General features: G+C 65.5%; 19 protein-coding genes. 9 read left to right on the top strand and 10 right to left on the bottom strand.

Going from position 1 to position 23864, the window contains the following annotated elements:
- Positions 1–87 precede the first annotated feature (87 nt).
- On the bottom strand, positions 88–1140 hold the full coding sequence (locus PH586_RS21370) for a class I SAM-dependent methyltransferase (protein ID WP_271349836.1): 1053 nt from the start codon (positions 1138–1140) through the stop codon (positions 88–90).
- A 245-nt stretch (positions 1141–1385) separates the two neighbouring features.
- Here PH586_RS21370 and PH586_RS21365 point away from each other — a divergent pair, with 245 nt between their 5' ends.
- Positions 1386–2408 carry a GlxA family transcriptional regulator gene (locus PH586_RS21365; RefSeq protein ID WP_271349816.1) on the top strand — a complete coding sequence of 341 codons (1023 nt, stop codon included), beginning with the start codon at positions 1386–1388 and terminating at the stop codon, positions 2406–2408.
- A gap of 235 nt (positions 2409–2643) precedes the next feature.
- Positions 2644–3198 carry an O-acetyl-ADP-ribose deacetylase gene (locus PH586_RS21360; protein WP_271349815.1) on the top strand — a complete coding sequence of 185 codons (555 nt, stop codon included), beginning with the start codon at positions 2644–2646 and terminating at the stop codon, positions 3196–3198.
- On the opposite strand, the gene PH586_RS21355 is transcribed toward PH586_RS21360, so the two are convergent.
- Positions 3195–4445 (bottom strand): S8 family peptidase, encoded by a 1251-nt coding sequence (locus PH586_RS21355; RefSeq protein ID WP_271349814.1) that lies wholly within the window; start codon positions 4443–4445, stop codon positions 3195–3197. The two genes, PH586_RS21360 and PH586_RS21355, sit on opposite strands and share 4 nt — an antisense overlap.
- 296 nt (positions 4446–4741) lie before the next feature.
- Here PH586_RS21355 and PH586_RS21350 point away from each other — a divergent pair, with 296 nt between their 5' ends.
- Positions 4742–5926: a BaiN/RdsA family NAD(P)/FAD-dependent oxidoreductase gene (locus PH586_RS21350; RefSeq protein ID WP_271349813.1), complete on the top strand. Its 1185-nt coding sequence runs from the start codon at positions 4742–4744 to the stop codon at positions 5924–5926.
- A gap of 86 nt (positions 5927–6012) precedes the next feature.
- Here the strand turns inward: PH586_RS21350 and PH586_RS21345 are convergent, their stop codons facing one another.
- From PH586_RS21345 to PH586_RS21335, 3 genes are read right to left on the bottom strand one after another with little or no spacing between them, the layout of a single operon-like run.
- Positions 6013–6702, bottom strand: a complete 690-nt coding sequence (locus PH586_RS21345; protein WP_271349812.1) for a glutathione S-transferase N-terminal domain-containing protein — start codon at positions 6700–6702, stop codon at positions 6013–6015.
- Between the two features lie 10 nt (positions 6703–6712).
- On the bottom strand, positions 6713–7393 hold the full coding sequence (locus PH586_RS21340) for a glutathione S-transferase N-terminal domain-containing protein (RefSeq protein WP_271349811.1): 681 nt from the start codon (positions 7391–7393) through the stop codon (positions 6713–6715).
- Positions 7394–7443: 50 nt separating this feature from the next.
- Positions 7444–7977 carry a TetR/AcrR family transcriptional regulator gene (locus tag PH586_RS21335; protein WP_271349810.1) on the bottom strand — a complete coding sequence of 178 codons (534 nt, stop codon included), beginning with the start codon at positions 7975–7977 and terminating at the stop codon, positions 7444–7446.
- A 312-nt stretch (positions 7978–8289) separates the two neighbouring features.
- Between PH586_RS21335 and PH586_RS21330 the strand changes: the two genes are divergently transcribed.
- Complete coding sequence (locus PH586_RS21330; RefSeq protein WP_271349809.1) at positions 8290–10146, top strand: SLC13 family permease; 1857 nt, start codon at positions 8290–8292, stop codon at positions 10144–10146.
- A 4-nt stretch (positions 10147–10150) separates the two neighbouring features.
- On the opposite strand, the gene PH586_RS21325 is transcribed toward PH586_RS21330, so the two are convergent.
- The gene (locus tag PH586_RS21325) at positions 10151–10804 is read right to left on the bottom strand and encodes a protocatechuate 3,4-dioxygenase (RefSeq protein ID WP_271349808.1); all 654 of its coding nucleotides are present in this window, start codon (positions 10802–10804) and stop codon (positions 10151–10153) included.
- A gap of 70 nt (positions 10805–10874) precedes the next feature.
- Positions 10875–11270: an RNA-binding S4 domain-containing protein gene (locus PH586_RS21320; protein WP_271349807.1), complete on the bottom strand. Its 396-nt coding sequence runs from the start codon at positions 11268–11270 to the stop codon at positions 10875–10877.
- Positions 11271–11387: 117 nt separating this feature from the next.
- On the opposite strand from PH586_RS21320, the gene rimB reads away from it, so the two are divergent.
- Together rimB and rimK are read left to right on the top strand one after the other, a co-directional pair.
- On the top strand, positions 11388–11855 hold the full coding sequence (gene rimB / locus PH586_RS21315) for a retropepsin-like aspartic endopeptidase RimB (protein WP_456300314.1): 468 nt from the start codon (positions 11388–11390) through the stop codon (positions 11853–11855).
- On the top strand, positions 11852–12757 hold the full coding sequence (gene rimK / locus PH586_RS21310; protein WP_271349806.1) for a 30S ribosomal protein S6--L-glutamate ligase: 906 nt from the start codon (positions 11852–11854) through the stop codon (positions 12755–12757). The genes rimB and rimK overlap by 4 nt, the downstream gene beginning before the upstream one ends.
- Positions 12758–12765: 8 nt before the next feature.
- On the opposite strand, the gene PH586_RS21305 is transcribed toward rimK, so the two are convergent.
- The 3 genes from PH586_RS21305 to ompR all read right to left on the bottom strand — a co-directional run bounded on the left by PH586_RS21305 (position 12766) and on the right by ompR (position 18975).
- Positions 12766–16566, bottom strand: coding sequence for a bifunctional diguanylate cyclase/phosphodiesterase (locus PH586_RS21305; protein WP_271349805.1), 3801 nt, complete (start codon positions 16564–16566; stop codon positions 12766–12768).
- Positions 16567–16815: 249 nt separating this feature from the next.
- Positions 16816–18129 carry an ATP-binding protein gene (locus PH586_RS21300; protein ID WP_271349804.1) on the bottom strand — a complete coding sequence of 438 codons (1314 nt, stop codon included), beginning with the start codon at positions 18127–18129 and terminating at the stop codon, positions 16816–16818.
- Between the two features lie 111 nt (positions 18130–18240).
- Positions 18241–18975, bottom strand: a complete 735-nt coding sequence (gene ompR / locus PH586_RS21295; RefSeq protein ID WP_271349803.1) for an osmolarity response regulator transcription factor OmpR — start codon at positions 18973–18975, stop codon at positions 18241–18243.
- A gap of 379 nt (positions 18976–19354) precedes the next feature.
- Between ompR and PH586_RS21290 the strand changes: the two genes are divergently transcribed.
- The 3 genes from PH586_RS21290 to gshA all read left to right on the top strand — a co-directional run bounded on the left by PH586_RS21290 (position 19355) and on the right by gshA (position 23859).
- The gene (locus PH586_RS21290; protein WP_271349802.1) at positions 19355–21682 is read left to right on the top strand and encodes a Tex family protein; all 2328 of its coding nucleotides are present in this window, start codon (positions 19355–19357) and stop codon (positions 21680–21682) included.
- A 9-nt stretch (positions 21683–21691) separates the two neighbouring features.
- A complete protein-coding gene (locus tag PH586_RS21285) occupies positions 21692–22075 on the top strand; it encodes a PaaI family thioesterase (RefSeq protein WP_408637023.1) in 384 nt (127 codons plus the stop codon).
- A gap of 203 nt (positions 22076–22278) precedes the next feature.
- Positions 22279–23859, top strand: a complete 1581-nt coding sequence (gshA, locus tag PH586_RS21280) for a glutamate--cysteine ligase (protein WP_271349800.1) — start codon at positions 22279–22281, stop codon at positions 23857–23859.
- The last annotated feature ends 5 nt before the right edge of the window (positions 23860–23864 follow it).

Raw genomic sequence — 23864 nt, 5'->3', positions numbered from 1 at the left:
CCACCAGCCCCACGACGGCGGCCTCAGCACGCCGTTGAACAATGTAGATTAAGCGGGGACCGGGCTGCCCGGCCCCCGCCGAGGTGGTCAGCGACGCGCTTCGAAGATCAGGTTGAAGGGCGTCTCGGCCGCGCGCCGGAAGTGGCTGAAGCCCGCATTGCGGAACACTTCGGCCAGACGTGCCTCGCCGGCCTGGGCACCGAGGACCAGATTGCCGCCTTCCGAGATCGCATGCGCGCAACAGATCGTGCTGGACGCCGCATAGTAGATCCGCGCGACTGGCGAAATATTGTGCTCGACCCGGTCCTGGGCGAACGGCTCGACCAGCATCACCGTGCCGCCGGGCGCCAGCACCCGGGCGGCATGGCGAGCCGCGGCGACCGGGTCGCCCAGGTCATGCAGGCAGTCGAAGAAGCAGATCAGTCCGTACTGTTGGTCCGGGTAGTCCACCGCCCGGGCCACGTCGAAGCTCACGCGCTCGGCGACGCCGGTAGCAGCCGCGTTTTGCCACGCCTCGTCGATGGAGGGTGCATGAACATCAAAACCATGGAAGCGCGACTGCGGGAACGCCTGCGCCATCAGCACGGTTGAGTGGCCGTGGCCGCAGCCCACGTCGGCGACCGCAATGCCGGCCTCGAGCCGCTCGACGACGCCGTCGAGCGCGGGCAGCCACTCCGGCACCAGGCTGGCCCGATAGCCGTTGCGGTAGAAGGCCGCCGAGCCGCATTGCAGGCGCCCGTCGTGCTCGCCCCAGGCCACACCCTTGCCGGTGCGAAAGGCTTCGAGGGTCTTCTCCTCGTCGAACCACATCGATGCTGGCACCTGCCAGGCGGGGGGCAAGTACACCGGGCTCTCCTCGTCGGCCAGCACCAGCGCGTGCTCGGGCGCAAGCTCGTAGGTATCGCTGCCAGCGTGGTAGTCCACGTAGCTACCAGCGGCTTGTGCGTTCAGCCACTCGCGCACGTAGCGCTCGGCGCAGTCCGTGCGGGCAGCCAGTTGCCGGGCGCTGATCGGACCGGCGCCTGCCATGGCTTTGTACAGCCCGAGCTTGCTGCCTAAGCTGACCATTACGCCGCCGTAGGCGGCAGACAGATCGCCTACGGCACGCATGACAAAAGACTCCAACTTGGTTTGATCGATTACTGGTGCGTTCATGGTATTGCGCTCCTTTGTTGCACTGTCGAATGACTCAAAGGTCACCTCCATGATCGCCGCGGGCCCCGCCCTGCTGAAGAGCCACAATCGCCTGGAATCGGTTCGTTCGTGCCACAGCGAGCGTGTGCAACAACGCTCGCCTGCTGCGCACACCTGGAGACGATCTCGCGACGGCGCTCGATATTTTCCCAACCGCTGAGTAGCGCCCCGCACCGAGAGGACCACGCACCATGACCCGTCCAGCCAGTCATTGCGGCTCGAGCCCCTACCACGTCAGCCTGGTGGCGCTGCCCGACGCCGCGGTGTCCAGCCTGGCCGGCATCTTCGATGTGATAAACGGGGCCGCGCTGATGGGGGTCACTGTGCCGGCAGCGTTTCAGGTCGAGATCGTCGGCGAAGCCGTGGGCCCCCTGGAACTGGCTAGCGGCGTGCCGATCTGCGTGCAACGTGCAATCGACAGCATTGCGACCAGCGACATCGTGATCGTCCCGTCGGTGCTGCTGCGCCCGCAAGGCTGGGAGCAAGGCCGCTATCCGCGCCTGGTCGAGTGGCTGCACAACATGCACGAGCGCGGCGCCATTCTCTGCTCGGCCTGCTCGGGGATCTTCCTGCTGGCCGAGACCGGACTGTTCGATGGCAAGGATGCGACGGTGCACTTCAGCTATGCACGGGCGTTCGCGGCCAACTATCCGACCGTTGCGATTCATCCGGAGCGGGTGCTGGTGATCGCCGGGTTGCGCGAGGATCTGGTCAGTTCGGGCGCATCGACCAGCTGGCACGATCTGGTGCTCTACCTCATTGCGCGCTTTGCCGGCCCGACCAGCGCCCAGGAGATCGCGCGCCTGTTCGCCCTGCAATGGCACCAGGACGGCCTCATGCCCTACATCGTCTTCGAGGGTAAGGCCGACCACGGCGACGGCGAGATCCAGAGCGCGCAGCAGTGGTTGAGCGAGCATTTCTCGGTGGCCAACCCGGTGGAAGAGATGATCAAGCGCTCGAAGCTGGCCGAGCGCACCTTCAAGCGCCACTTCACCAGCGCGACCGGCCTCACCCCGCTCGCCTACATCCAGCGCCTGCGTATCGAAGATGCCAAGCGCCAGCTCGAACGCACCGACGCGACGATCGACGAGATCAGCTGGCGGGTCGGCTACGAAGATGCAGCCTTCTTCCGGCGCCTGTTCAAGCGCACCACCAGCCTGGCCCCGAGCGCCTATCGCAAGCGCTTCCGCATCCCCGACTTCGCGCGGCCTTAACCGCAAAGGCGAGGCGACAAAACCGTTCCGGCCATTTATGCGCGGCCGCCCTGTTCCATCCAGACCGCCGTGCGGCTCGGGCAGGCATGCATGGAGGCCAGGCGCGTCGACCAGAAGCGGCTCGCGTCGATGCGCTTAGGGCAACAGCTAGACTCATAGGGGCGGTACGGCTTGAGCTGATTGCAGCGATAGCGACCCGCCGTATTCGAACCACCCGCAATCCCGGAGGCCCAGCATGCCCACCACAGTCCGCGCCCTGCAGGGCGATATCACCCAGTTGCCGGTGCAGGCCATCGTCAACGCGGCGAAGGCTTCGCTGCTCGGCGGTGGCGGGGTCGATGGGGCGATTCATCGCGCCGCCGGGCCGCAGTTGCTGGAGGAATGTCGCCGGCTGGGCGGCTGCACGACCGGCGAGGCCAAGCTGACCCAGGGTTATCGCCTGCCCGCCAAATACGTCATCCACACGGTCGGCCCGGTCTGGCATGGCGGCAACTGCGGCGAACCGGCGCTGCTAGCCGCCTGTTATCGACATTCGCTGCAACTGGCCGCCGCCCAGGGCATCCGCAGCCTGGCGTTCCCGAGCATCAGTACCGGCGTCTACGGTTACCCGTTCGAACTCGCGGCGCAGGTCGCGATAAGCACGGTGCGGGCGGCGCTCGAGGAGTTCACCGGCTTGGACGAGGTGATCTTCTGCTGCTTCTCGGCCAGCGACCTGCAGGTGTACCAGCGTCTGCTCGGCGAGCAGCCCGGCGCCCGTCCCGCCGCGCCCGGGCAGGCGCCAGGCGATTAGAAGCGGTCCACCTGCAACAGCTCTATCGGCCGCTCATCCTTGCTCAGAGTCTCCAGCGACAGTGTCTGGTCGTAAAGCGCCGCTTCCACTGCGGCCGCATCCAGGGCAAGGCCGCTGCCAGCCGTGCTGAGATAGAGCGCGCCGGCTCCCGCCGTATGCGGCGACGCCATCGAGGTGCCGCTGTAGGTGGTGGTGCCGCCGCCTTTTTGGGTCGAGAGCACGCCGACGCCCGGCGCCCAGATGTCCACGCAGTTGCCGTAGTTGCTGAAGGACGCCTCCTGCCCGGTACTGCCGATGGCCGCCGTCGTCATCACTCCATTGCTGCCCTCGCCCGCCCGTGCCGGCGATCCCAGACAGGCGTCGCCGCCGTCATTGCCCGCCGCCACCGCATAGAAAATTCCCGCCGCCGCCGAGTTCAGCACCGCGGTATCCAGTGCCGTACTGGCCCCGCCGCCCAGGCTCATATTGGCCACGGCCGGCAGCACGGCATTGGCCGTCACCCAGTCCACGCCGGCGATCACCCCGGAGGTACTGCCCGTGCCGCCGCAGCCGAGCACCTTGACGCCCACCAGCTCGATTTCCGGTGCCATGCCCACCACATCCTGGGCGTTGTCGATCGCGCCAACGGTACCGGCCACGTGAGTGCCATGCCCGTGACAGTCCTTGTTGGGCCCGCCGGCAAAGTTCACATGGTCCACGACATACAAGTCCGCGTGGCTGGTGTCGATTCCGGTGTCGATGATGTAGGCGTGCACACCCGTCACACTGCCACTGCCATCGCCCGCCCGGGTACTGCTGAGATCCGCCTCGACTCGATCGATCCCCCAGGGCAGCGCTTGCGCTGCCGGCGCAGTGGACCCACCGCCGCCGCGTTCAGGCCTGGCCCGCGCGCCAGGCACCTGCGCCGGCGCACCCATGACCGACATGGGCAGATCCGCCTCGATATAGGCAACCTGCAGATCGGCGCTCAGCGCCGCCAGTTGCCTGCCATTGAGATGCGCCGAGAAACCCTCGACGGCATGGCTGTAGACATAGCCCAGGCTGAAACCATGCAGACTGGCCAAGCGCTCGGCGGCGGCGCGCACTTCGGGTCGGCCATGGTCGCCGCTGCCGGGCCACTGTGGCCCTGGTGCAGCCGCAATGGCCTCGGCCGCGAAGATCACGATATAGGGCGAAGCTGGCGTCTCGGCCGCCGCGCTGAGCGTAATCGACAACAATCCTGCACCCACGCACGCTAGAGCTTTCATATGCACCTCTTAGGCTTGGCGCGACACGAGCTGGGCATGCCGCGTTGAATTTCCCCTGCATAGAAGCGTAGTCAGCTTGTTGGCGGCCGAACCGGACCGGGGCCAGACTCATTGGCAATTGAAACGCCGCTTTTTATGAATTCGACCGGGTAGCGGCAAGGCCCGTGACGGCTCTTGCGCGTCGACCGCAGCCTAGCCGCCCGGCACCCGGCCCTCCCCGGTCTAGCGGCTTCGGTTAAGATGCGCGCTGTTTGGCGCCGCGCTCGCGGCGCCTGGGCTGTTGTGGGGACGTGGCTGTGCAGGTTACTCAAGTTGTGATTATTGGTGCCGGTGCCGCCGGCCTTATGTGTGCATTGAGCGCTGCCGGGCGCGGGCGCCGGGTGCTGCTGCTCGACCATGCGAACAAGGCCGGCAAGAAGATCCTGATGTCTGGCGGCGGGCGCTGCAATTTCACCAACCTGTACTGCGAGCCGGACAACTTCCTCTCGGAGAATCCGCACTTCTGCAAGTCGGCCCTGGCGCGCTATACCCAGTGGGACTTCATCGGCCTGGTGGGCAAGCATGGCGTGGCCTACCACGAGAAGAAGCTCGGCCAGCTGTTCTGCGACCACAAGGCCAGCGACATCCTCGGCATGCTCCTCGACGAGTGCACCCAAGCCGGGGTCGAGCTGCGCCTGGACACCTCGGTCAGCGAGATTGCCAAGCTGGAGGCCGGCTACCAGTTGCAGACCAGCGCCGGCCTGGTCAGCTGCGAGTCGCTGGTGATCGCCAGCGGCGGCCTGTCGATCCCGACCCTCGGCGCCAGCGGCTTCGGCTATCAGGTGGCACGGCAGTTCGGCCACAGCGTGCTGGCGACCCGCGCCGGGCTGGTGCCGTTCACCATTACCGATCCGCAGTTGAAGACCCTGTGCACCGAGCTGTCCGGCACCTCGGTGGAAGATTGCCTGGTCAGCTGCAACGGCCAGAGCTTTCGCGAGAACATCCTGTTCACCCACCGCGGCCTCAGCGGCCCGGCGATCCTGCAGATTTCCTCGTTCTGGCAGCCGGGTGACACCGTGCACATCGACCTGCTGCCGCATATCGACCTGCCCGAGTGGCTGGCCGCGCAGCAGCAGGAACGACCGAACAGCGAGCTGAAGACCCTGCTCGCCGAACTGTTCACCAAGAAGATGGCCGGCCTGCTGGCCGACCACTGGTTCGCCAGCAAGCCGATGAAGCAATACACCCCCGGCGAGCTCAAGACGATTGCCGACAAGCTGGCCGACTGGCAGCTGGTGCCGGCCGGCACCGAGGGCTACCGCACCGCCGAGGTGACCCTGGGCGGCGTGGATACCCGCGAGGTGTCGTCGAAGACCATGGAGTCGCTGAAGTCGCCGGGGCTGTATTTCATCGGCGAGGTGCTGGATGTCAGCGGCCACCTCGGCGGCTTCAACTTCCAGTGGGCCTGGGCCTCGGGCTATGCGGCGGCGCAGTACGTCTGAAGCGCCGCGCTGAGCCGCCGTGAACCTGGCTCAGCGCGCTGCTACCCACGCGGGTCCGCGGTAAATATCATCGATGTCGGGTGGCTTCAGGCGGGCTGGCCGAACAGCAGCTGGCGGGCCTCGGCACTCATGAGTGCCTGCGGATCGTTATTGACCTGCTCGACCAGGGCATAGGCGCGCTGCACCGCCGGACGCGCCGCCATGCGCGCCAGCCAGAGCGCCATCTGCGGGAAGTCCTCGAGCTTCTGCTGCTGGCGCTCCCATAGTTTGGCCCAGGGGTAGATCGCCATGTCGGCAATCGAATAATCCCCCGCCACGTACTCGCGCCCGGCCAACTGCCGGTCCAGCACCCCGTACAGGCGCGCGGTTTCCTTGACGTAGCGCTCGATGGCGTAGGGGATTTTCTCTGGCGCGTACAGGCTGAAGTGGTGGTTCTGCCCGGCCATCGGCCCGACGCCCCCCATCTGCCAGTGCAGCCATTGCCGGACCTGGAAGCGCGCGCGCAGATCCTGCGGCAGGAAGCGCCCGCTTTTCTCGGCCAGGTATTCGAGGATCGCCCCGGACTCGAACAGGGCCAAGGGTTCGCCACCATCGGCCGGCGCCTGGTCGACTATCGCCGGGATGCGATTGTTTGGGGCAATCTTGAGGAAATCCGGCTGGAACTGTTCGCCCTTGCCGATATGCACCGGGCGCACGCGGTAGTCGAGGCCCGTCTCCTCGAGAAAAATCGAGACCTTGTGGCCGTTGGGGGTCGTCCAGTAGTAGAGATCGATCATCTTGCTGCTCCTATGCCGCCCGCTTGACCGGGCCGAGTTGCGCTTCGTATTGACCGAGCAGGCGCTGGAACCACAGCCCAACCGGTGACTCGCCCGGCCAGGGCTGCTCGCCCAGGCTCCAGGCCCAGAAGAAGAAACCCGCCACCAGGTAATCGCTGGCAGCCGGCTCGGCACCGTCCAGATAAGCTTGCGTCGCCAGCACCGCGTCCAGCGGCCGCAGGGCCTGCTGCAACAGGGCTTGGCCGGCGACCGGGTCGGCGAACTGCTCCAGCGACACGCCCAACTTGTGCTCGCGGCTCTCGCGAAAATAGTCGCGATCGGCCGGGTCGATGGCCGCATGAATCTGCAGGACCAAACCCTTGAGCAGGCCCGTCGGCAGAATGTGCCGGGTCAACTGGTCGATCAGCTCAAGGCGCGCGCTGCTCAGGGCATCGCCCAGCAGCGGCTTGGCCGGGTAGCGCTGGTCCAGATAGCGGAAGATCGCCAGGCTATCGCTGACCACCGCCTCGCCATCGCGTAACACCGGCACCAGCGGCTGACCGGAGAAGGCCAGCTTGGCCTTGTCGCTGAAGCGGATTGGCTGGCTGTCGAAGCTCAGCCCCTTGTGCAGCAACGCCAGGCGTACCCGCCAGCAGTAAGGGGAAAACACCAGCTCCGGGTCGCCGCCGCACAGCTCGTAAAGTTCACGCATGTCGCTCTCCTGACTAAAAGACCGATCGGTCCAAATATAAGCAAAAAAATTTAGCGCAGCGTGCTCATGCTGAGCTCGACCACCGCCTCGATCGCCGGCTTCGCCGCCCCACCCTTGACCTGGGTACGCAAGCCGCTCATCACGCAGTGCAGGTAGCTGGCCAAGGCGTCGACGTCGGCCGCCGCATTCAGCTCGCCGCAGGCCTGGGCGCGCTGCAAGGCTTCGCGCAGGACTCGCTGCATGCGCTCGACGCCACGTTGCAGCAGCTCGGCCACGGCCGGATCGGCCTGGGAAAACTCGTTGGCCACATTCACCAGCATGCAGCCGCGCGGGTTACCGTCAGGGCCGACATCGTCCAGCACGCTGAGCAGCCAGCCGCGCAGGAACTCCAGCGGCGAGGGCGCCTGCAGCAAACGGGCGCGCATCTCGCGGCTGCGCTGCTCGGCGTAATGGCAGAACGCGGCCTCGAACAAGGCCTGCTTGTTGCTGTAGGCCTGGTACAGGCTGCTCTTCGACAGGCCAGTCGCCGCCAGCAAATACTGCAGCGAGGTGGCCTCGTAGCCGTGCTGCCAGAAGACCTGCATGGCCTGTTCCAGCACGGTGTCAGGGTCGAATGATTTAGGGCGTCCGCGAGTCATTTGGCGAATTTAGGACTGACTGGTTCAGAAGTCAAGCGAGAGGCCACGCCTATGCGCGGCCCTATTCAGCCAGCAGCTCGACGAAGCGCCGGGCGAAGGTATGCACATCCCCGCCACAGACGAGTGGCCCGGCAGGCCAAACTGGCGAGCAGCCGCTAATTGAACTGACGCCAGGCCGCCTGCTCTGCTACAAAGCTCTCGACACGGCGGTCAGCCGCGTCGCTATCCCGGCCCAATTGCACAAGGAGCGCTTGCCGCGTGACCCAAGACCAAGGTTTGATCTTCGCCATCCTCGCCGCCACTATCGGCATGTTTGTCTGGGGTCGCTGGCGCCACGATGTGATCGCCCTCGGCTCCTTGCTGGCCTGCGTCATGGTGGGTCTGATCCCGGACGCGCAGGCATTCAGCGGCTTCGGCCATCCGGCGGTGATCACCGTCGCCTGCGTGCTGGTGCTGAGCTACGGCTTGCAGATTACCGGCGCGGTGGACGCACTGGCTCAGCGCGTGCTGCCCAGCAATGCCGGCCCCGTGTTCTCGATTGCCGCACTGACCGGGCTCGGCGCGCTGCTTTCGGCCTTTATGAACAATGTCGGTGCCCTCGCCCTGCTGATGCCGATTGCCTTGCAGATCGCCAGAAAGCAGGAGCTGCCTCCCGGTCGCGTGCTGATGCCGCTGGCCTTCGGCACCATTCTCGGCGGGATGACCACGCTGATCGGTACGCCACCCAACCTGATCGTCTCCAGCTTCCGCGCGCAGAGCGGCGCCGGGCCCTTCAGCATGTTCGATTTCAGTCCCGTGGGCATCGCGGTGGCCCTCACCGGCGTGCTGTTTATCGCCCTGCTCGGCTGGCGCCTGGTACCCAGGCGCGAGGTCAGCAGCGCGGCCAGCTTCGATACCGGCACCTACCTCACCGAGGCGCGGGTCAAGCCAGGCGCCAAGTCGGCGGGCAAGACCCTGAGGGAAGTCGAGCTGTTGCTCGATGAGGCGGATGCCCAGGTAATCGGCATGGTGCGCAACGAGTTGCGGCTGTCCGCGCCCAACCCACGACGGATCCTGCAGGCCGATGACGTCCTGGTGATCGAGGCCGAACCCGAGGCGCTCGGCGGCGTACTGGGCAAGCTGGGCCTGCAACTGGAAGCCGAGCACGAGGAAGCCAAAAAAAACAAACAAGCCAAGGAAGACAGCAAGGCAGCCGCCCGCGGAGCAGCCAAGCATGATGACGAGGACGGCAATAGCGAGAAAAAGGAAGCCAGGGGCGATGCCGACGTTCTACAGGAACTACTGGTGCGACCCGACTCCCAACTGATCGGTCGTTCGGCCAGCAGCACCCGCCTGCGTAGCCGTTACAGCCTCAATCTGCTGGCCATCTCGCGCGCCAGTCATCGTTCGATCAAGCGCTTGCGCTCGACCCTGATCGAACGCGGTGATGTCCTGCTGATGCAGGGCGCACCCGGCGATATCAGCGAGTTTGCTGGCGACTATGCTTGCGTGCCGCTGGCCGCCCGCGCCATCAGCATCCCCAACCCTGGCCAGGCCGGCCTGGCCCTGGGAGTTATGCTGCTGGCCGTGTTGGCCGCCGGCTTTGGCCTGCTCTCGGCCGCCGTGGCCTTCGCCGCCGGGGTGCTGGTGTTCATGGTGATGCGCGTGGTGCCCCTACGCGCGGTATACGAATCCATTGACTGGCCGGTGATCGTACTACTCGGCGCCTTGATTCCAGTGGCCGGCGCCATGTCCAGCACTGGCGCGGCCGACCTGCTCGCGCAGTTGCTGATGGAGCATGTTGCCCAGGGCAATCCGGTGATCGTGCTGACCCTGCTCTTGGTGGTGAGCATGACCCTCTCGGATTTCATGAACAATGCCGCCACGGCCGCGGTGATGTGCCAGATCGCCCTGAGCGCGGCCAGCCAGCTGGGGGTCAATCCCGATTCGCTGCTGATGGCCGTGGCAATTGGCGCCTCCTGCTCGTTCCTCACCCCTATCGGCCACCAGAACAACACCCTGATCCTCAGCCCCGGCGGCTTCCGCTTCGGCGACTACTGGCGCCTGGGCTTGCCCATGGAGATTCTGGTGGTGCTGGTCAGCGTGCCGCTGCTGCTAGTGGTCTGGCCGCTGTGACGCCTCAGGACGCCGGGGTCACGTTGAGGACGATGTCGAATTGCGCTATCTGCTGCCCCGCACGCGCACCGGCCACCGGGACGAAGGGCACGATCAGGCGCTCGCGCAGGCGCGGATCACGGATCGCATTGAGCACCGCATCAGCCTGGTTCAGCCGCTCGCCGCGGATGTAGCACTGGGTGGTGAAGCGCGGCTGGCCGGGCAGGGTCACGGCGAAATGGATATGTGGGGCGCGCCCTGGGTAGGGCACCGGACGCAGGGTGCGGAAGCGGTAGCGGCCATCGCTGGCAGTCTCGAAGCGACCATAGCCCTGGAAGTTCGGGTCACGTTTGGCCCGGTCACCGTCACGGCTGTGCAGGTAGATACCATTGGCATCGACCTGCCAGATCTCCACCAGCGCAGCCTTCAGTGGATTGCCGCGGGCATCGAGAATCTGCCCGTACAACTGCACGACGACACCCTGGGCGCGCGTCGGCTGGTCGCCGACAATCAGCAGGTCATTGTCCTGATCCAGCGGCAGTTGATCGGGATAGAAGGGCCCCGGCGTCTGCGCCGGCGTCAACAGCAGCTCGGCGAAGACGCCGGGACTGGCCAGCAGCAAGGCGCCGCCACCAAGCCCAGCCAACAACAGACGACGCCTGATTCGCGACAGCCCCATGCTTGCCTCCGCAACGCCAATGACGATGTTTACAGACTAGCTGGGATACGGCCCTTGGCAGGCCTGGGGCTCAATCCTGGCCGTCACGAAACCGGTGGATCTGCCGGCGCTGCTTCTTGCTCGGCCGGCCGTCGGTCTGCATGCCCAGGGCGCCGGCCTTGCGCTGCGCGGCGGCCTGTTCGCGCCGGACAATGCTCTCGGCCGTTTCGCTGTACAGCGCCTGGGCCTCGGGGGCGCCACGGCGCACCCCGGACAAGGCCTGAACGACCACGGTTCGCTCGTCGAAACCGATGCGGATCAGCAGTTCGTCACCGACCCGCGGCTCCTTGCCCGGCTTGCAACGCTCGCCACGGCAATGCACCTTGCCGCCCTCGATCGCCGCCTTGGCCAGGGCCCGGGTCTTGAAGAAGCGTGCGGCCCACAGCCATTTGTCCAGGCGTACCTTGTCGTCGTCTTTATCGCTCATCGCACTCTCGAATCAAAAACACTCGCGCTCCGGCGATTTTGCCTGATGCAGTTGTACCGGCGCACCACTAGAATGCCTGGAACTATAGGGCAACCCGCCTGAGGGAACTCGCCTACCGTGAAAACCTTTGACCACCTCAGCGTGATCGGCCTGCGCGAATGGATCAACCTGCCGGAGCTGGGGATGATCGGCCTGCGCGCCAAAATCGACACAGGCGCCAGCACGTCCTGCCTGCATGCCAGTGATATCCAGCCATTCCAGCGTGATGGCGAGGACTGGGTGCGTTTCACCGCGCACCTCGGCACCCTGGTCCAGCGCCGCCATCGCTGCGAGGCGCCACTGGTCACGGTAAAGAACATCAAGAGTTCCACCGGCCATGTGCAGAGCCGCTATGTGATCCGCACCGACATGACCCTGGGCGATCGCATGTGGCCGGTGGAGTTCACCCTGACCTGCCGCAAGACCATGCGTTACCGCGTACTGCTAGGCTCCAAGGCGCTGGTCACCGGCCAACTGGTGGTCAACCCGGCCCTGACCTATGTTCAAGACAAACCTGTGCTCCTCGACATCTCTGGTGCCCCATGAAAATCGCTGTGCTATCGCGCAATCCGCGCCTGTATTCCACTCGTCGCCTGATCGAAGCCGGGGAGCAGCGTGGCCATGAAATGGTGGTGATCGACACCCTGCGCGCCTACATGAACATTGCCAGCCACAAACCACAGATCCACTACCGCGGCAAAGCCCTGGAGGGTTTCGATGCGGTGATCCCACGGATCGGCGCCTCGGTGACCTTCTACGGCTGCGCGGTGCTGCGCCAGTTCGAGATGATGGGGGTGTTCCCGCTCAACGAGTCGGTGGCGATCAGCCGCTCACGCGACAAGCTGCGCTCGCTGCAACTGCTCTCACGCAAAGGTATCGGCCTGCCGGTCACCGGCTTTGCCCACTCCCCCGACGACATCCCCGACCTGATCCACATGGTCAATGGCGCGCCCTTGGTGATCAAGTTGCTGGAGGGCACCCAGGGCATCGGCGTGGTCATGTGCGAAACCCAGCAGGCTGCCGAGTCGGTGATCGAGGCGTTCATGGGCCTCAAGGCCAACATCATGGTGCAGGAATACATCAAGGAAGCGGGCGGCGCGGATATCCGCTGCTTCGTGATCGGCGACAAGGTGATTGCCGCGATCAAGCGCCAGGCCAAGCCCGGCGAGTTCCGCTCCAACCTGCACCGCGGCGGTTCGGCCAGCCTGATCAAGATCACCCCGGAAGAACGCATGACCGCCGTTCGCGCCGCCAATATCATGGGTCTCAGCGTCGCCGGGGTGGACATCCTGCGCTCCAACCACGGCCCGCTGGTGATGGAGGTGAATTCCTCGCCGGGGCTGGAAGGCATCGAGACCACCACCGGCAAGGACGTCGCCGCCCTGGTCATCCAGTACCTGGAGAAGAACGGCCGCCCTCACCTGACCCGCACCAGGGGTCGGGGTTAGCAGGCCGGTCACAGCGTAGGCGAAGGGCTCGCGCTTGCGCGTATAGCCGTTTGCTGCGCCATCCACTCGAGAAACTGGGCCTCGGCCAAGGGCCTGCTGAAATGGTAACCCTGGCCCAGGGCGCAGCCATGCTCACGCAGCAGCTGAAACTGATGCGGGTTCTCGATGCCCTCGGCCACGCATTCCAGGCCGAGGTTGTGCCCGATCATCAGAATGGTCTGCACCAGCATCAAGCCATTGCCCTGCCCTTCCATGTCCCAGGTGAAACTGCGGTCGATTTTCAGGCGATCGAGCGGCAGGCGCTTGAGGTAGGTCAGCGAGGAATAACCGGTGCCAAAGTCGTCGATCGCGAAACGCACGCCAGTGGCCTTGAGCGCCTGCATGTTGGCGATGCATTGCTCGACGTTTTCCAGCAGCACACCCTCGGTTATTTCAAGCTCCAACGCCGAGGCCGGCAGGCGATGGCGCTCCAGACAGGCGCGGATGCGTTCGACGCAATCAACACGGCGCAACTCACGCGGGCTCAGGTTGACCGCCAAGACCAACTGCGGCCAGCGTGGCAGCCAGCGCGCCAGGGCGGCGCAGGCCTGTTCCAGCACCCAGTGGCCGATTTCCTGGATCAGCCCGGTTTCTTCGGCCAGGGCAATAAACTGCCCGGGCGGGATTTCGCCATGTTCCGGGTGGTGCCAGCGCAGCAATACCTCGGCGCCGACCACCCGTTCACTGGCCAGCGCCAGCTGCGGCTGGAACACCAGGTACAGCTGACCGCGCTCGATCGCCAGACTCAGCTCGCTCTGCAATTGCAGGCGCTGGTCGATGGCCACCTGCATCTCGGGGGCAAAAAAATGCAGGGCATTACGCCCGGCCCCCTTGGCCCGGTACATGGCGGTGTCCGCCTGCTTGAGCACATCGGCGGCCCCCTGGGCGTCAAACGGGTGCAGGGCGATGCCGATGCTGGCGCTAACCGACAACTCGTGACCATCGACCCAGCAGCTGCCCTTGAGACTTTTCAATAGCTTGTCGGCGGTCACGGCAGCATGTTCGGCGGCAACCTGCGGATCACTCCCCAGGGCCTCGAGCAACACCACAAACTCGTCGCCGCCCATGCGCGCCAGGGTGTCCTCGGCGCGCAGCTCCCTGGCCAGGCGCCCCGAGACCTCGCGCAGCAGGCCATCGCCGACCAGGTGGCCGAGGCTGTCGTTGACCGTCTTGAAATGATCCAGATCGATGAACAGCAGCGCGCCCAGGCTGCCCTCGCGCAGCTCGCGATCCATCGCATGCTGCAGGCGGTCGAGGAGCAGCCGGCGATTGGGCAGGCCGGTCAGTTCGTCGCTGTAGGCCAGGCGCTCGATCTCGCGCTGGTAACGCTGACGCTCAGAGATATCGGTAATGCTGCCGCGAATCAGCACATCATCGCCCGGCATACGCACCAGGCGCACCTCGCAAGGAATCTGCCGCCCTAGGCTGTCGCGATGCAGCCACTCGAACACCGGCGTCTCGCCGGCGATCGCCTGTTCCAGGTAAATCTTGCCAAACTCTGCCGAGGCCTGCCCATTGGCCTGCTTGAGCGGGCTCAGCTCCTGCACCATCTTGCCCAGCAACTCCTCGCGCTGGTAGCCGAACAGGCGCAGGGCATTGTTGTTGCAGTCGACCATGCCGCCCTGCGGGGTGAACAACATGATCGCTTCCGGGGCGTGCTCGACGATGGTGCGGTAGCGCGCATCGGCCTGGCGCCGGGCACTGACGTCCTCGACCAACAGCAGGAACATGCTCACCCGACCGTCGGTGTGGCGCACCGCGCGCAGGTTGATGCGGGTATAGACCAGCGAGCCGTCCGGGCGGATGAAGCGCTTGTCCATCTCATAGCCCTCACGGGCACCACTGAGCACCTGATCCAGCAGCATCTGCTCATCGGCCAGGTCGCTGGAGGGGGTGATGTCGGCCCAGCTGCTGGCCCGCAACTGTTCGCGGGAACGGCCGAGAATGCTGCACAGTTTGAAATTGACCTCCTGCCAGGCAAAGCTCGGCGTGGTCAGGGCCATGCCGATCAGGGGCGCCTCGAAGAACAGCCTGAGGCGTTCGTCGCGCTCTTTGAGCAACTGCTCGGCCCGTTTCTGCGCACTGATGTCATGCAGCGCGCCATACACCCGCACCAGTTGCTGACCATCGCGTTCGGCCATGCCCTTGATCCGCACCCAGCGGTGCTTGCCCTTGGCGGTCAACAGGCGCACTTCGATATCGAAGTGGTTGCAGCCGTCGAGCAGTTGCTGGAGGGTCTGCTCGGCCATGGCCTGTCCTTCGGCATCCAAATAGCCGAGCGCCTGCACGAATGAAGGGGCCTCCGTCTGCGATTCCAGTTCGTAGATGCGGAAGCAGCCGCTGCTCCAGAACATGCTGTAGTCGGCCAGATTCAGCACCCAACCACCGAGGTCGGCGATGTGCTCGGTCTGGCTGAACAGGTGGCTCTGTTGCATCAGCTCCTGGCGCTGCGTCGCCACCTGGGCGGCCAGTTGCTCGCGGGCCGTCACGTCATGTTGCAAGGCGACGAAGTGGCTGAGGCCTTCGGCGTCATGCATGGGCGCCAGGATCAGCTCGTTCCAGAACAGCTGACCGTCCTTGCGGTAGTTGCGCAGCACCACCTGACAGGCCGTGCCCTCGCGCAGGGCCTGTTGCAGCCGCGCCAGCTGCTGTTGCTGGCGATCATCGCCAAGCAGGAAGCGGCAGTTGCTGCCCAGGCTTTCCTCACGGCTGAAACCGGTGATCTGTTCAAATGCCGGGTTGCAATAGATCAGCGGCAGATCGGCCTGGCGCGCATCGGCGATGGTCACGCCCAGCGGGCTGGCCTCCAGGGCCAGGTTGGCCAGGGCCAGCTGCTGCTGGATCTGCGCGCTACGCGCCAATGCCAGGCGCAAGTCGCTCAGGCTGCGGCCGACCATCAGGCTGGCGAGCATGAACAGCAGTACGCTCAGGTGCAGCTCGAGGCGCTGCGGATCGAGCCAGGTGGCGATATCGCCGAGTCCGCGCAGCAGTGGCACGGCGAGCACCATCAGCGCGCTCAGGATCGCACCGCAGAGCGCTCCACTGAAGCCCCAGAACAAGGCCAAGGCGAGCATGACCACGCCGATCAACGGCAGATTCAGGGTCAGCGGCAACAACCCGAGCAATCCGGGCAAGCCTACCAGCAACAATAGCAACAACGGCCAGGGCGGCAATCGGCGCAGGGCCGCGGGCACCTGTTCGGCCCCGGCGCGCTGTTGCGCGCGCACCCAGCCGCGGCGCCGCAACCAGGGACTGAGGTACGTCAGCAGCGGCGTGGTGATGGCCAACACGGTGAGGCTATCGGCCAGCCACAGGTTCAGGCTGGCCACCGCCCAATCACCGGCGGGCACTTGGCCGCCCAGCCACAGCAGGGTCTGCAGGCCCAAGGCGATCACCACAGTCGGCAGCAGCACGCCGAGCAGGATAAACCGCAGCAGATGGCCGAAATGGTCCAGGGCGACATCGAAGGTGCAACGTTGCAACAGCCACCAGGCCAGCCCGACAGCCAGCGACTCCGGCAACGCGTATAGCAGCGCCCAATGCCAGTCCAGCCCCCACAGGGGCACACTGATCAAGGCATTCAGGTAGAGCGCCGGCAATACCCGCGGCCCCCACCAGAGGCAGAACACCAGCCCCAGGGCAAACGGCATGTACCAGATTGCCGCCCCCTCGGTGAACTGGGTTGCCAGGGAAAGCCAGGTCGCCAGATGAAACAGCGGCAATGGCAGCCACCAGGTCCATGCAGGCAGGCGAGCGGAAACAGCAGGCATGTGGACCTCATGTCAATGCGCTGAGTCAGCATAGCTCACCACAGCGCAGATAAGCCGGCGCGTGCCTAGGCGATCCAGGCCGGACGCAGTCGCTCCGGGCGCGAGCTAGCCGACCCGAGTCGCGCCAGTCCTGCAGCGCTCAGCGAGCGTGTCCCTACCGGGCAACGTCGCGAGCCCCTCCCCAGCCGTTCGCCGCACAGCGCCGCAGCGGGCGATTGCAGGCAAGTGTTTGTTCACAAGCGCTCCGGGTCATACCGCGTCGCGTGGCAACAGCAGCCCCAGTGGCAGGCAGACCCGCGCCTCGAGGCCGCCGCCGGAGCGGTTGCGCAACTCGACACTGCCGCCGTGCAGGGCGGCGATGCGCTTGACGATCGCCAGGCCGAGCCCGGCCCCCTGGCCGCCGCGGGCACGGTCGCCACGGATGAAGGGGTTGAAAATACTATCCAGCTCCGACGAGGCGATGCCGGCGCCACGATCAAGCACACTGAGCACCACATAGGGCGCGCTGCAGTCGCCGGACACCGACACGGCGACCTCGACGGCATTGCCGCCATAACGCAGGGCGTTCTCGATCAGGTTGACCAGCAGGCGCTTGATCGATATCCGCCGCAGCGGGAAGACCGGCACCGGCTCCAGGCACAGGCGCACCAGCTTCTGCTGCTGGTTATAGGGTGCCACCACCTCGCCGATCAGCTCGCCGAGATCGATCGGCTCCAGCGCTTCGTCGCGACCATCGCGGATAAAGGCGAGGAACTGGTCGAGAATCGCGTCCATGTCCTCGATATCACGGACCATGTCCTCGGTCAGCTCGGCGTCGCTGTTCAGCAGCTCCAGGGACAGACGCAAACGGGTCAGCGGGGTGCGCAGGTCATGGGACACCCCGGCCAGCATCAGCTCGCGCTCGCGCCCGGCCTGCTCGACGTCTTCGGCCATCTGGTTGAAGGCGCGATAGACCTCGGCCATTTCGCTCGGCGTATCGCTCTCCGGCAAACGCACGCTCCGGCCCTTGCCGAGCTGGCGGGCGGCGAACACCAGGCGCTTCAGCGGCGCACTGAGCTGGCGCACGAAAATCCAGGCGGCGGCGGTGGAGAGCAAACCGATGCCCAGGAACCAGCCGAGCACCCCCCAGATCCGCTGGCCGCGCAGCGGGTGCGGATACAGCGGTACCCGCAGCCAGTCTTCGCCCAACGCCGGGGCATGCACCCACAGCGCGGGCGGACTTTTCGCACTCACCCGCACTTCGGTCTTGGGGCCGAGCTCGGACTGCATCTGCCGTTGAAAAATCTCGCTGTAGGGCCAGTGCTGTTCGCTGACCGGCACGGTGTCACGGGGCACCCGCTCGAGACCCGCAGCGGCGGCGATCTTGCTGCGATCCTCCGGGTCGGCGGCCCAGTAGGCGCGCAGCGTCAGCGCCGCGCCATGGCTGTACTGGCGGTCGACCAGCACGTCCTCGTTCATCATCAGATAAACCAGGGTCAGTGCCTTGGAGAACAGCACCACGATCAACACCAGCCAGAGGGTGCGAGCGAAGAAGCTTTGTGGGAACCAAAGGGGGGTTTTCATAGGCACTTACTGGAGTTTGTAGCAGCGGTGGGGGACACCTTGTCCCCTGCCCGCGATTGGACTGCAGATCGCGGGCAGGGCCCGCTTCGACGATGGATCATTGTGCCGAGGTCATTTATTGCCATCCGGCACGAACACGTAACCCACCCCCCAGACCGTCTGGATATAGCGCGGCTTGGACGGATCCGGCTCGATCAGCCGGCGCAGGCGCGAGATCTGCACGTCGATGGAGCGCTCCAGGGCATCCCACTCGCGCCCGCGCGCCAGGTTCATCAGCTTGTCGCGGGTCAGCGGTTCGCGGGCGTGCTGGACCAGGGCCTTGAGCACCGCGAACTCGCCGGTGGTGAGCATGTGCACCACGTCGCCCTTCTTCAGCTCGCGGGTGGCCAGTGACAGCTCGTACTCGCCGAAGCTGACGCTCTCGTCCTCGGCGCCCGGTGCCCCCGGCACCACCGGCGCCTGGCGGCGCAACACGGCCTTGATCCGCGCCAGCAGTTCGCGCGGGTTGAACGGTTTGGCCAGGTAGTCGTCGGCGCCCAGTTCCAGGCCCTGGATGCGGCTGGCTTCGTCACCCTTGGCGGTGAGCATGATGATCGGCACCTGATTGTTCGCAGCCCGCAGGCGGCGGCAGGCCGACAAGCCGTCCTCGCCCGGCAGCATCAGGTCGAGCACGACCAGATGGAACAGTTCACGCGCCAGCAGGCGATCCATCTGCTCGACGTTTTCCACCGCACGCACGCGGTAGCCCTGCTCCTCGAAGAAGCGCTCGAGCAGGCGCCGCAAGCGGGCATCGTCATCGACAACCAGAATTTTCTCGCCTTCAAGCGGAAGTGCAGTGCTGCTCATAGAAGCTCCTTGACCGAGAACCTGTAGCGCCCGTCGGGCGTAAACAGCTTCCAATGCCGGCATTATGGCTCAGCCACCGCGATCACCGGGGGCAGCCATTGTTAGCAGATTTTTCCTCGCGGGCCGCAAGACCGCTAATCGGCCGTGGTGCGACCCGGATCCGCTTGCGCCCGAGCAATGCCCTGCGCCCCCATTCATCCGGCAGCTCATGGTTATAATGCGCCGCTCTATCGTCTGGCCCGTGAGTTGCGAGGCCGGTTTTTCGTTTCAGCGGTTGTGAAAATATCCAACGCCGTCGCGCAACGTCAGCCGCGGTGCCCGGAGACGGCCGCAGTAGGCGAGCGTTTTTTCACAGCCTCTCAGTGTGGGTAGCTTTCATATGCTCAGCATCAACAACCGCATCGCCGAAGAACTGGGCGTGCGCCCGCAACAGGTTGCCGCCGCCGTAGCGCTGCTCGATGAAGGCTCCACCGTGCCGTTCATCGCCCGCTACCGCAAAGAAGTCACCGGCAGCCTGGATGACACCCAACTGCGCAACCTGGAAGAGCGCCTGCGCTACCTGCGCGAACTGGACGACCGGCGCGCCAGCATCCTCGCCAGCATCGAGGAACAGGGCAAGCTGACCCCGGAACTGACCCGCGAAATCAACCTGGCCGAGACCAAGACGCGCCTCGAGGACCTCTACCTGCCGTACAAGCAGAAGCGTCGCACCAAGGGCCAGATCGCCCTGGAAGCCGGCCTCGGCGAACTGGCCGACGCACTGTTCAACGACCCGAACCTGACCCCGGAAAGCGAAGCGGCGCGCTTCGTCGACGCCGAAAAAGGCTACGCCGACATCAAGGCGGTGCTCGAAGGCGCCAAGTACATCCTCATGGAACGTTTCGCCGAAGACGCCACCCTGCTGACCAACCTGCGCAGCTTCCTCAAGGACAACGCGACCCTCAGTGCCCGGCTGATTGCCGGCAAGGAGCAGGACGGCGCCAAGTTCCGCGACTACTTCGAGCACGACGAGAAGCTGAAAAACGCTCCCTCGCACCGTGCCCTGGCAATTTTCCGCGGGCGTAACGAGGGCTTCCTCAGCGCCAGCCTGAAGGTCGGCGAAGAACTGCCCGGCACCCTGCACCCGTGCGAAGGCATGGTCGCCGAGCGTTTCGGCATCAGCAATCAGGGCCGCGCCGCCGACAAATGGCTGGGTGAAGTGGTGCGCTGGACCTGGAAGGTCAAGCTCTATACCCACCTGGAAACCGACCTGCTCGGCGAACTGCGCGAAGGCGCGGAAGACGAGGCGATCTCGGTGTTCGCCCGCAACATGCATGACCTGCTGCTCGCCGCCCCGGCCGGCCCGCGCGCCACCCTGGGCCTCGACCCGGGCCTGCGCACCGGTTGCAAGGTGGCGGTGGTCGACGCCACCGGCAAGCTGCTCGACACCGCCACCGTCTACCCGCATGTACCGAAGAACCAGTGGGACCAGACCATCGCCGTGCTCGCCGCGCTGTGCGCCAAGCACTCGGTCGACCTGATCGCCATCGGCAACGGCACCGCCAGCCGCGAGAGCGACAAGCTGGCCGCCGAGCTGATCAAGAAATACCCGGGCCTGAAGATGACCAAGGTCATGGTCAGCGAAGCCGGCGCCTCGGTGTATTCGGCCTCGGAACTGGCGGCCAAGGAATTCCCCGACCTCGACGTGTCGATCCGTGGCGCCGTGTCCATCGCCCGCCGCCTGCAGGACCCGCTGGCCGAACTGGTGAAGATCGACCCGAAATCCATCGGCGTCGGCCAGTACCAGCACGACGTGTCCCAGCTCAAGCTGGCGCGCAGCCTGGACGCGGTGGTGGAGGACTGCGTGAACGCCGTCGGCGTCGACGTCAACACCGCCTCGGTCGCCCTGCTGGCGCGGATCTCCGGACTGAATGCGACCCTGGCGCAGAACATAGTCGCGCACCGCGACGCCAACGGCGCGTTCAAGACCCGCGACGCGCTGAAAAAGGTGTCGCGCCTGGGCGAGAAGACCTTCGAGCAGGCCGCCGGCTTCCTCCGCGTGATGAACGGCGACAACCCGCTGGACGCCTCGGCGGTACACCCGGAAACCTACCCGCTGGTGCAGCGCATCGCCGCCGATACCGGGCGCGATATCCGCTCGCTGGTCGGCGACGCGAGCTTCATCAAGCGCCTCGACCCGAAAAAATTCACCGACGAAAGCTTCGGCCTGGTGACCGTCGGCGACATCCTGCAAGAACTGGAAAAACCCGGCCGTGATCCGCGCCCCGAATTCAAGACCGCCGAGTTCCAGGACGGCGTCGAAACCCTCAAGGACCTCGAACTGGGGATGATCCTCGAAGGCGTGGTGACCAACGTCACCAACTTCGGCGCCTTCGTCGACATCGGCGTACACCAGGACGGCCTGGTGCACATCTCGGCGCTGTCGGAGAAGTTCATCAAGGACCCGCATGAGGCGGTCAAGGCCGGCGACGTGGTCAAGGTCAAGGTGATGGAGGTGGACATCCCGCGTAACCGCATCGCCCTGTCGATGCGCATGGGTGACACCCCGGGCGAAAAAATCGAAGGCCCGCGTGGCGGGCAACGTGGCGGCGGCAAGCGCGACAGCAGCTCTCGTCCGTCGGCCAGCACCCCGCGCGCCGAGCCGCAGCCGGCCAGCAACGCCGCCATGGCCGCGCTGTTCGCCAATGCCAAGCAGCTGAGGAAGTAAGCCGTGCACGTGACGGTGGAAGAAATCGGCACGAGCAGCGCCTTCGGTCGCCTGCTCGGCCTGGAAATCGTCTCGGCCACCGCTGGCGAAGCCGTGTTGCGGCTGAGCATGCACGACGGCCTGCGCAACCTGCATGGCAAGCTGCACGGCGGCGCGCTGTTCTCGCTGATCGACAGCGCCATGGGCCAGGCCAGCCACAGCCTGACCGATGGCACGCCGAGCAGCGTCACCCTGGAGTGCAAGGTCAACTACATCCGCCCGGTCAGCGAGGGCGATCTGCTCTGCCGGGCCTGGCTGCTGCACAGCGGCCAGCGCACCCAGGTGATCGAAGCCGAAGTGCATCAGGGCGACAAGCTGGTCGCCAAGGCACAAGCCACCTTCGCCTGCGTGTAACTGGAGTGACTCAAGCTGGGTTATAACTGGCACCATTCAGCCGGCAGGCTGCCGCACACGCGCGTCGCGAAGACCAGATCAGGTCCCGCGAGCGCTCTGCGGCGGCAGGCCCGACCAGGCGAACAACGTCGGTCATCCGCCCCCTTGTAGAGCGCGCTACTCACCCCCATATTGGGGCGACCGACGCGTGAAGGAATACAATTTTGAGCGACCTGTTCTCCCGCCGCCTGGCCCTGCTCGGCGAGCGCGCCAATCTCCCCCTGCTTGCCCAGTGCTTGCACGGCATAGAGCGCGAATGCCTGCGCGTCGATGGCGATGGCCAGCTGGCCCTGACCCCTCACCCGCTGGCGCTGGGCTCGGCGCTGACGCACCCGCTGATCACCACGGACTATTCCGAGGCCCTGCTGGAGTTCATCACCCCGGCCGAGCCCGACCCGGCCACCACCCTGGCCGATCTCGAACAGATCCATCGCTTCGTCTACAGCAAGCTCGACGGCGAATACCTGTGGAGCCCGTCGATGCCCTGCCCCCTTCCGGACGAGCAGACGATTCCGATCGCCGAGTACGGCCGCTCGCATATCGGCCAGCTCAAGTACGTCTATCGCAAGGGCCTGGCGCTGCGTTACGGCAAGAGCATGCAGTGCATCGCCGGCATTCACTACAACTTCTCCCTGCCGGACAGCCTGTGGCCACTGCTGCAACAGGCCGAGGGCAATACGCGCAACGCCCGCGACTATCAGTCGGCACGCTACATCGCCCTGATCCGCAATTTTCGCCGCTACAGCTGGCTGCTGATGTACCTGTTCGGCGCCTCGCCCGCCCTGGATGCGGGCTTTTTGCATGGCCAGCCGCACAACCTGCAGCAGCTCAATGACGAGACCCTGTACCTGCCCTACGCCACCAGCTTGCGCATGAGCGACCTGGGTTATCAGAGCAGCGCCCAGGCCGGCCTCACCCCCTGCTACAACGACCTGACCAGCTACACCGACAGCCTTCGCCAGGCGGTCGCCACGCCCTACCTGCCCTATGTCGAGATCGGCAGCAAAAAGGACGGTGAATGGCTGCAACTCAATACCAACATCCTGCAGATCGAGAACGAGTATTACTCGAACATCCGCCCGAAACGCGTGGCCCACAGCGGTGAACGCCCGATCCAGGCACTGATGGCCCGTGGCGTGCAGTACATCGAAGTGCGCTGCCTGGATATCAACCCCTTCCTGCCGCTGGGCATCGACCTGGTCGAGGCGCGCTTCCTCGACGCCTTCCTGCTGTTCTGTGCCCTGCAGGAAAGCCCGCCACTGGGCGGCGACGAATGCCACGCCTGCACCGACAACTTCCTCAAAGTGGTCAAGGACGGCCGCCGCCCCGGCCTGCACCTGCAGCTGCGGGGCAAACCCGTGGCGCTGCAGACCTGGGCCCACGAGCTGCTCGACAGCATCCAGCAATCCGCCACACTGCTCGACCAGAGCCATGACGACGACGCATACAGCCAGGCCTTGCAGGCCCAGCGCGGCAAGGTCGACGACGCCGGCCTGACGCCTTCGGCCCAGGTGCTCGCGGCCCTGCAGCAGGGCGAGAGCTTCAGCCAGTTCGCCCTGCGCCAGAGCAAGCAGCATGCCGACTACTTCCGCGACCAGCCGTTAAGCGCGGAGCAGCAGGCCGCCTTCGAATCCGCCAGCATGCGTTCACTGCGTGAGCAGGCGGAGCTGGAAGCTCAGGAAGAAGGCGATTTCGACAGCTTTGCCGCGGCCTACCAGGCGAGCATCCTGGCCCCGGGAAATTAGTCGAG

It is taken from the genome of Pseudomonas aestuarii (assembly GCF_027988105.1).
Lineage (GTDB): Bacteria > Pseudomonadota > Gammaproteobacteria > Pseudomonadales > Pseudomonadaceae > Aquipseudomonas > Aquipseudomonas aestuarii.
The sequence above is the reverse complement of the archived record's forward strand: the minus strand, read 5'-3'. Positions and strand labels throughout refer to the sequence as shown.

Excerpts from the sequence above, each read along its gene's own strand:
- PH586_RS21365 (WP_271349816.1), top strand. The coding sequence starts at position 1,386 with ATGACCCGTCCAGCCAGTCATTGCGGCTCGAGCCCCTACCACGTCAGC.
- PH586_RS21360 (WP_271349815.1), top strand. The coding sequence starts at position 2,644 with ATGCCCACCACAGTCCGCGCCCTGCAGGGCGATATCACCCAGTTGCCG.
- PH586_RS21355 (WP_271349814.1), bottom strand. The coding sequence starts at position 4,445 with ATGAAAGCTCTAGCGTGCGTGGGTGCAGGATTGTTGTCGATTACGCTC.
- PH586_RS21345 (WP_271349812.1), bottom strand. The coding sequence starts at position 6,702 with ATGATCGATCTCTACTACTGGACGACCCCCAACGGCCACAAGGTCTCG.
- PH586_RS21340 (WP_271349811.1), bottom strand. The coding sequence starts at position 7,393 with ATGCGTGAACTTTACGAGCTGTGCGGCGGCGACCCGGAGCTGGTGTTT.
- PH586_RS21335 (WP_271349810.1), bottom strand. The coding sequence starts at position 7,977 with ATGCAGGTCTTCTGGCAGCACGGCTACGAGGCCACCTCGCTGCAGTAT.
- PH586_RS21325 (WP_271349808.1), bottom strand. The coding sequence starts at position 10,804 with ATGGGGCTGTCGCGAATCAGGCGTCGTCTGTTGTTGGCTGGGCTTGGT.
- PH586_RS21320 (WP_271349807.1), bottom strand. The coding sequence starts at position 11,270 with ATGAGCGATAAAGACGACGACAAGGTACGCCTGGACAAATGGCTGTGG.
- rimK (WP_271349806.1), top strand. The coding sequence starts at position 11,852 with ATGAAAATCGCTGTGCTATCGCGCAATCCGCGCCTGTATTCCACTCGT.
- PH586_RS21305 (WP_271349805.1), bottom strand. The coding sequence starts at position 16,566 with ATGCCTGCTGTTTCCGCTCGCCTGCCTGCATGGACCTGGTGGCTGCCA.
- PH586_RS21300 (WP_271349804.1), bottom strand. The coding sequence starts at position 18,129 with ATGAAAACCCCCCTTTGGTTCCCACAAAGCTTCTTCGCTCGCACCCTC.
- ompR (WP_271349803.1), bottom strand. The coding sequence starts at position 18,975 with ATGAGCAGCACTGCACTTCCGCTTGAAGGCGAGAAAATTCTGGTTGTC.
- PH586_RS21290 (WP_271349802.1), top strand. The coding sequence starts at position 19,355 with ATGCTCAGCATCAACAACCGCATCGCCGAAGAACTGGGCGTGCGCCCG.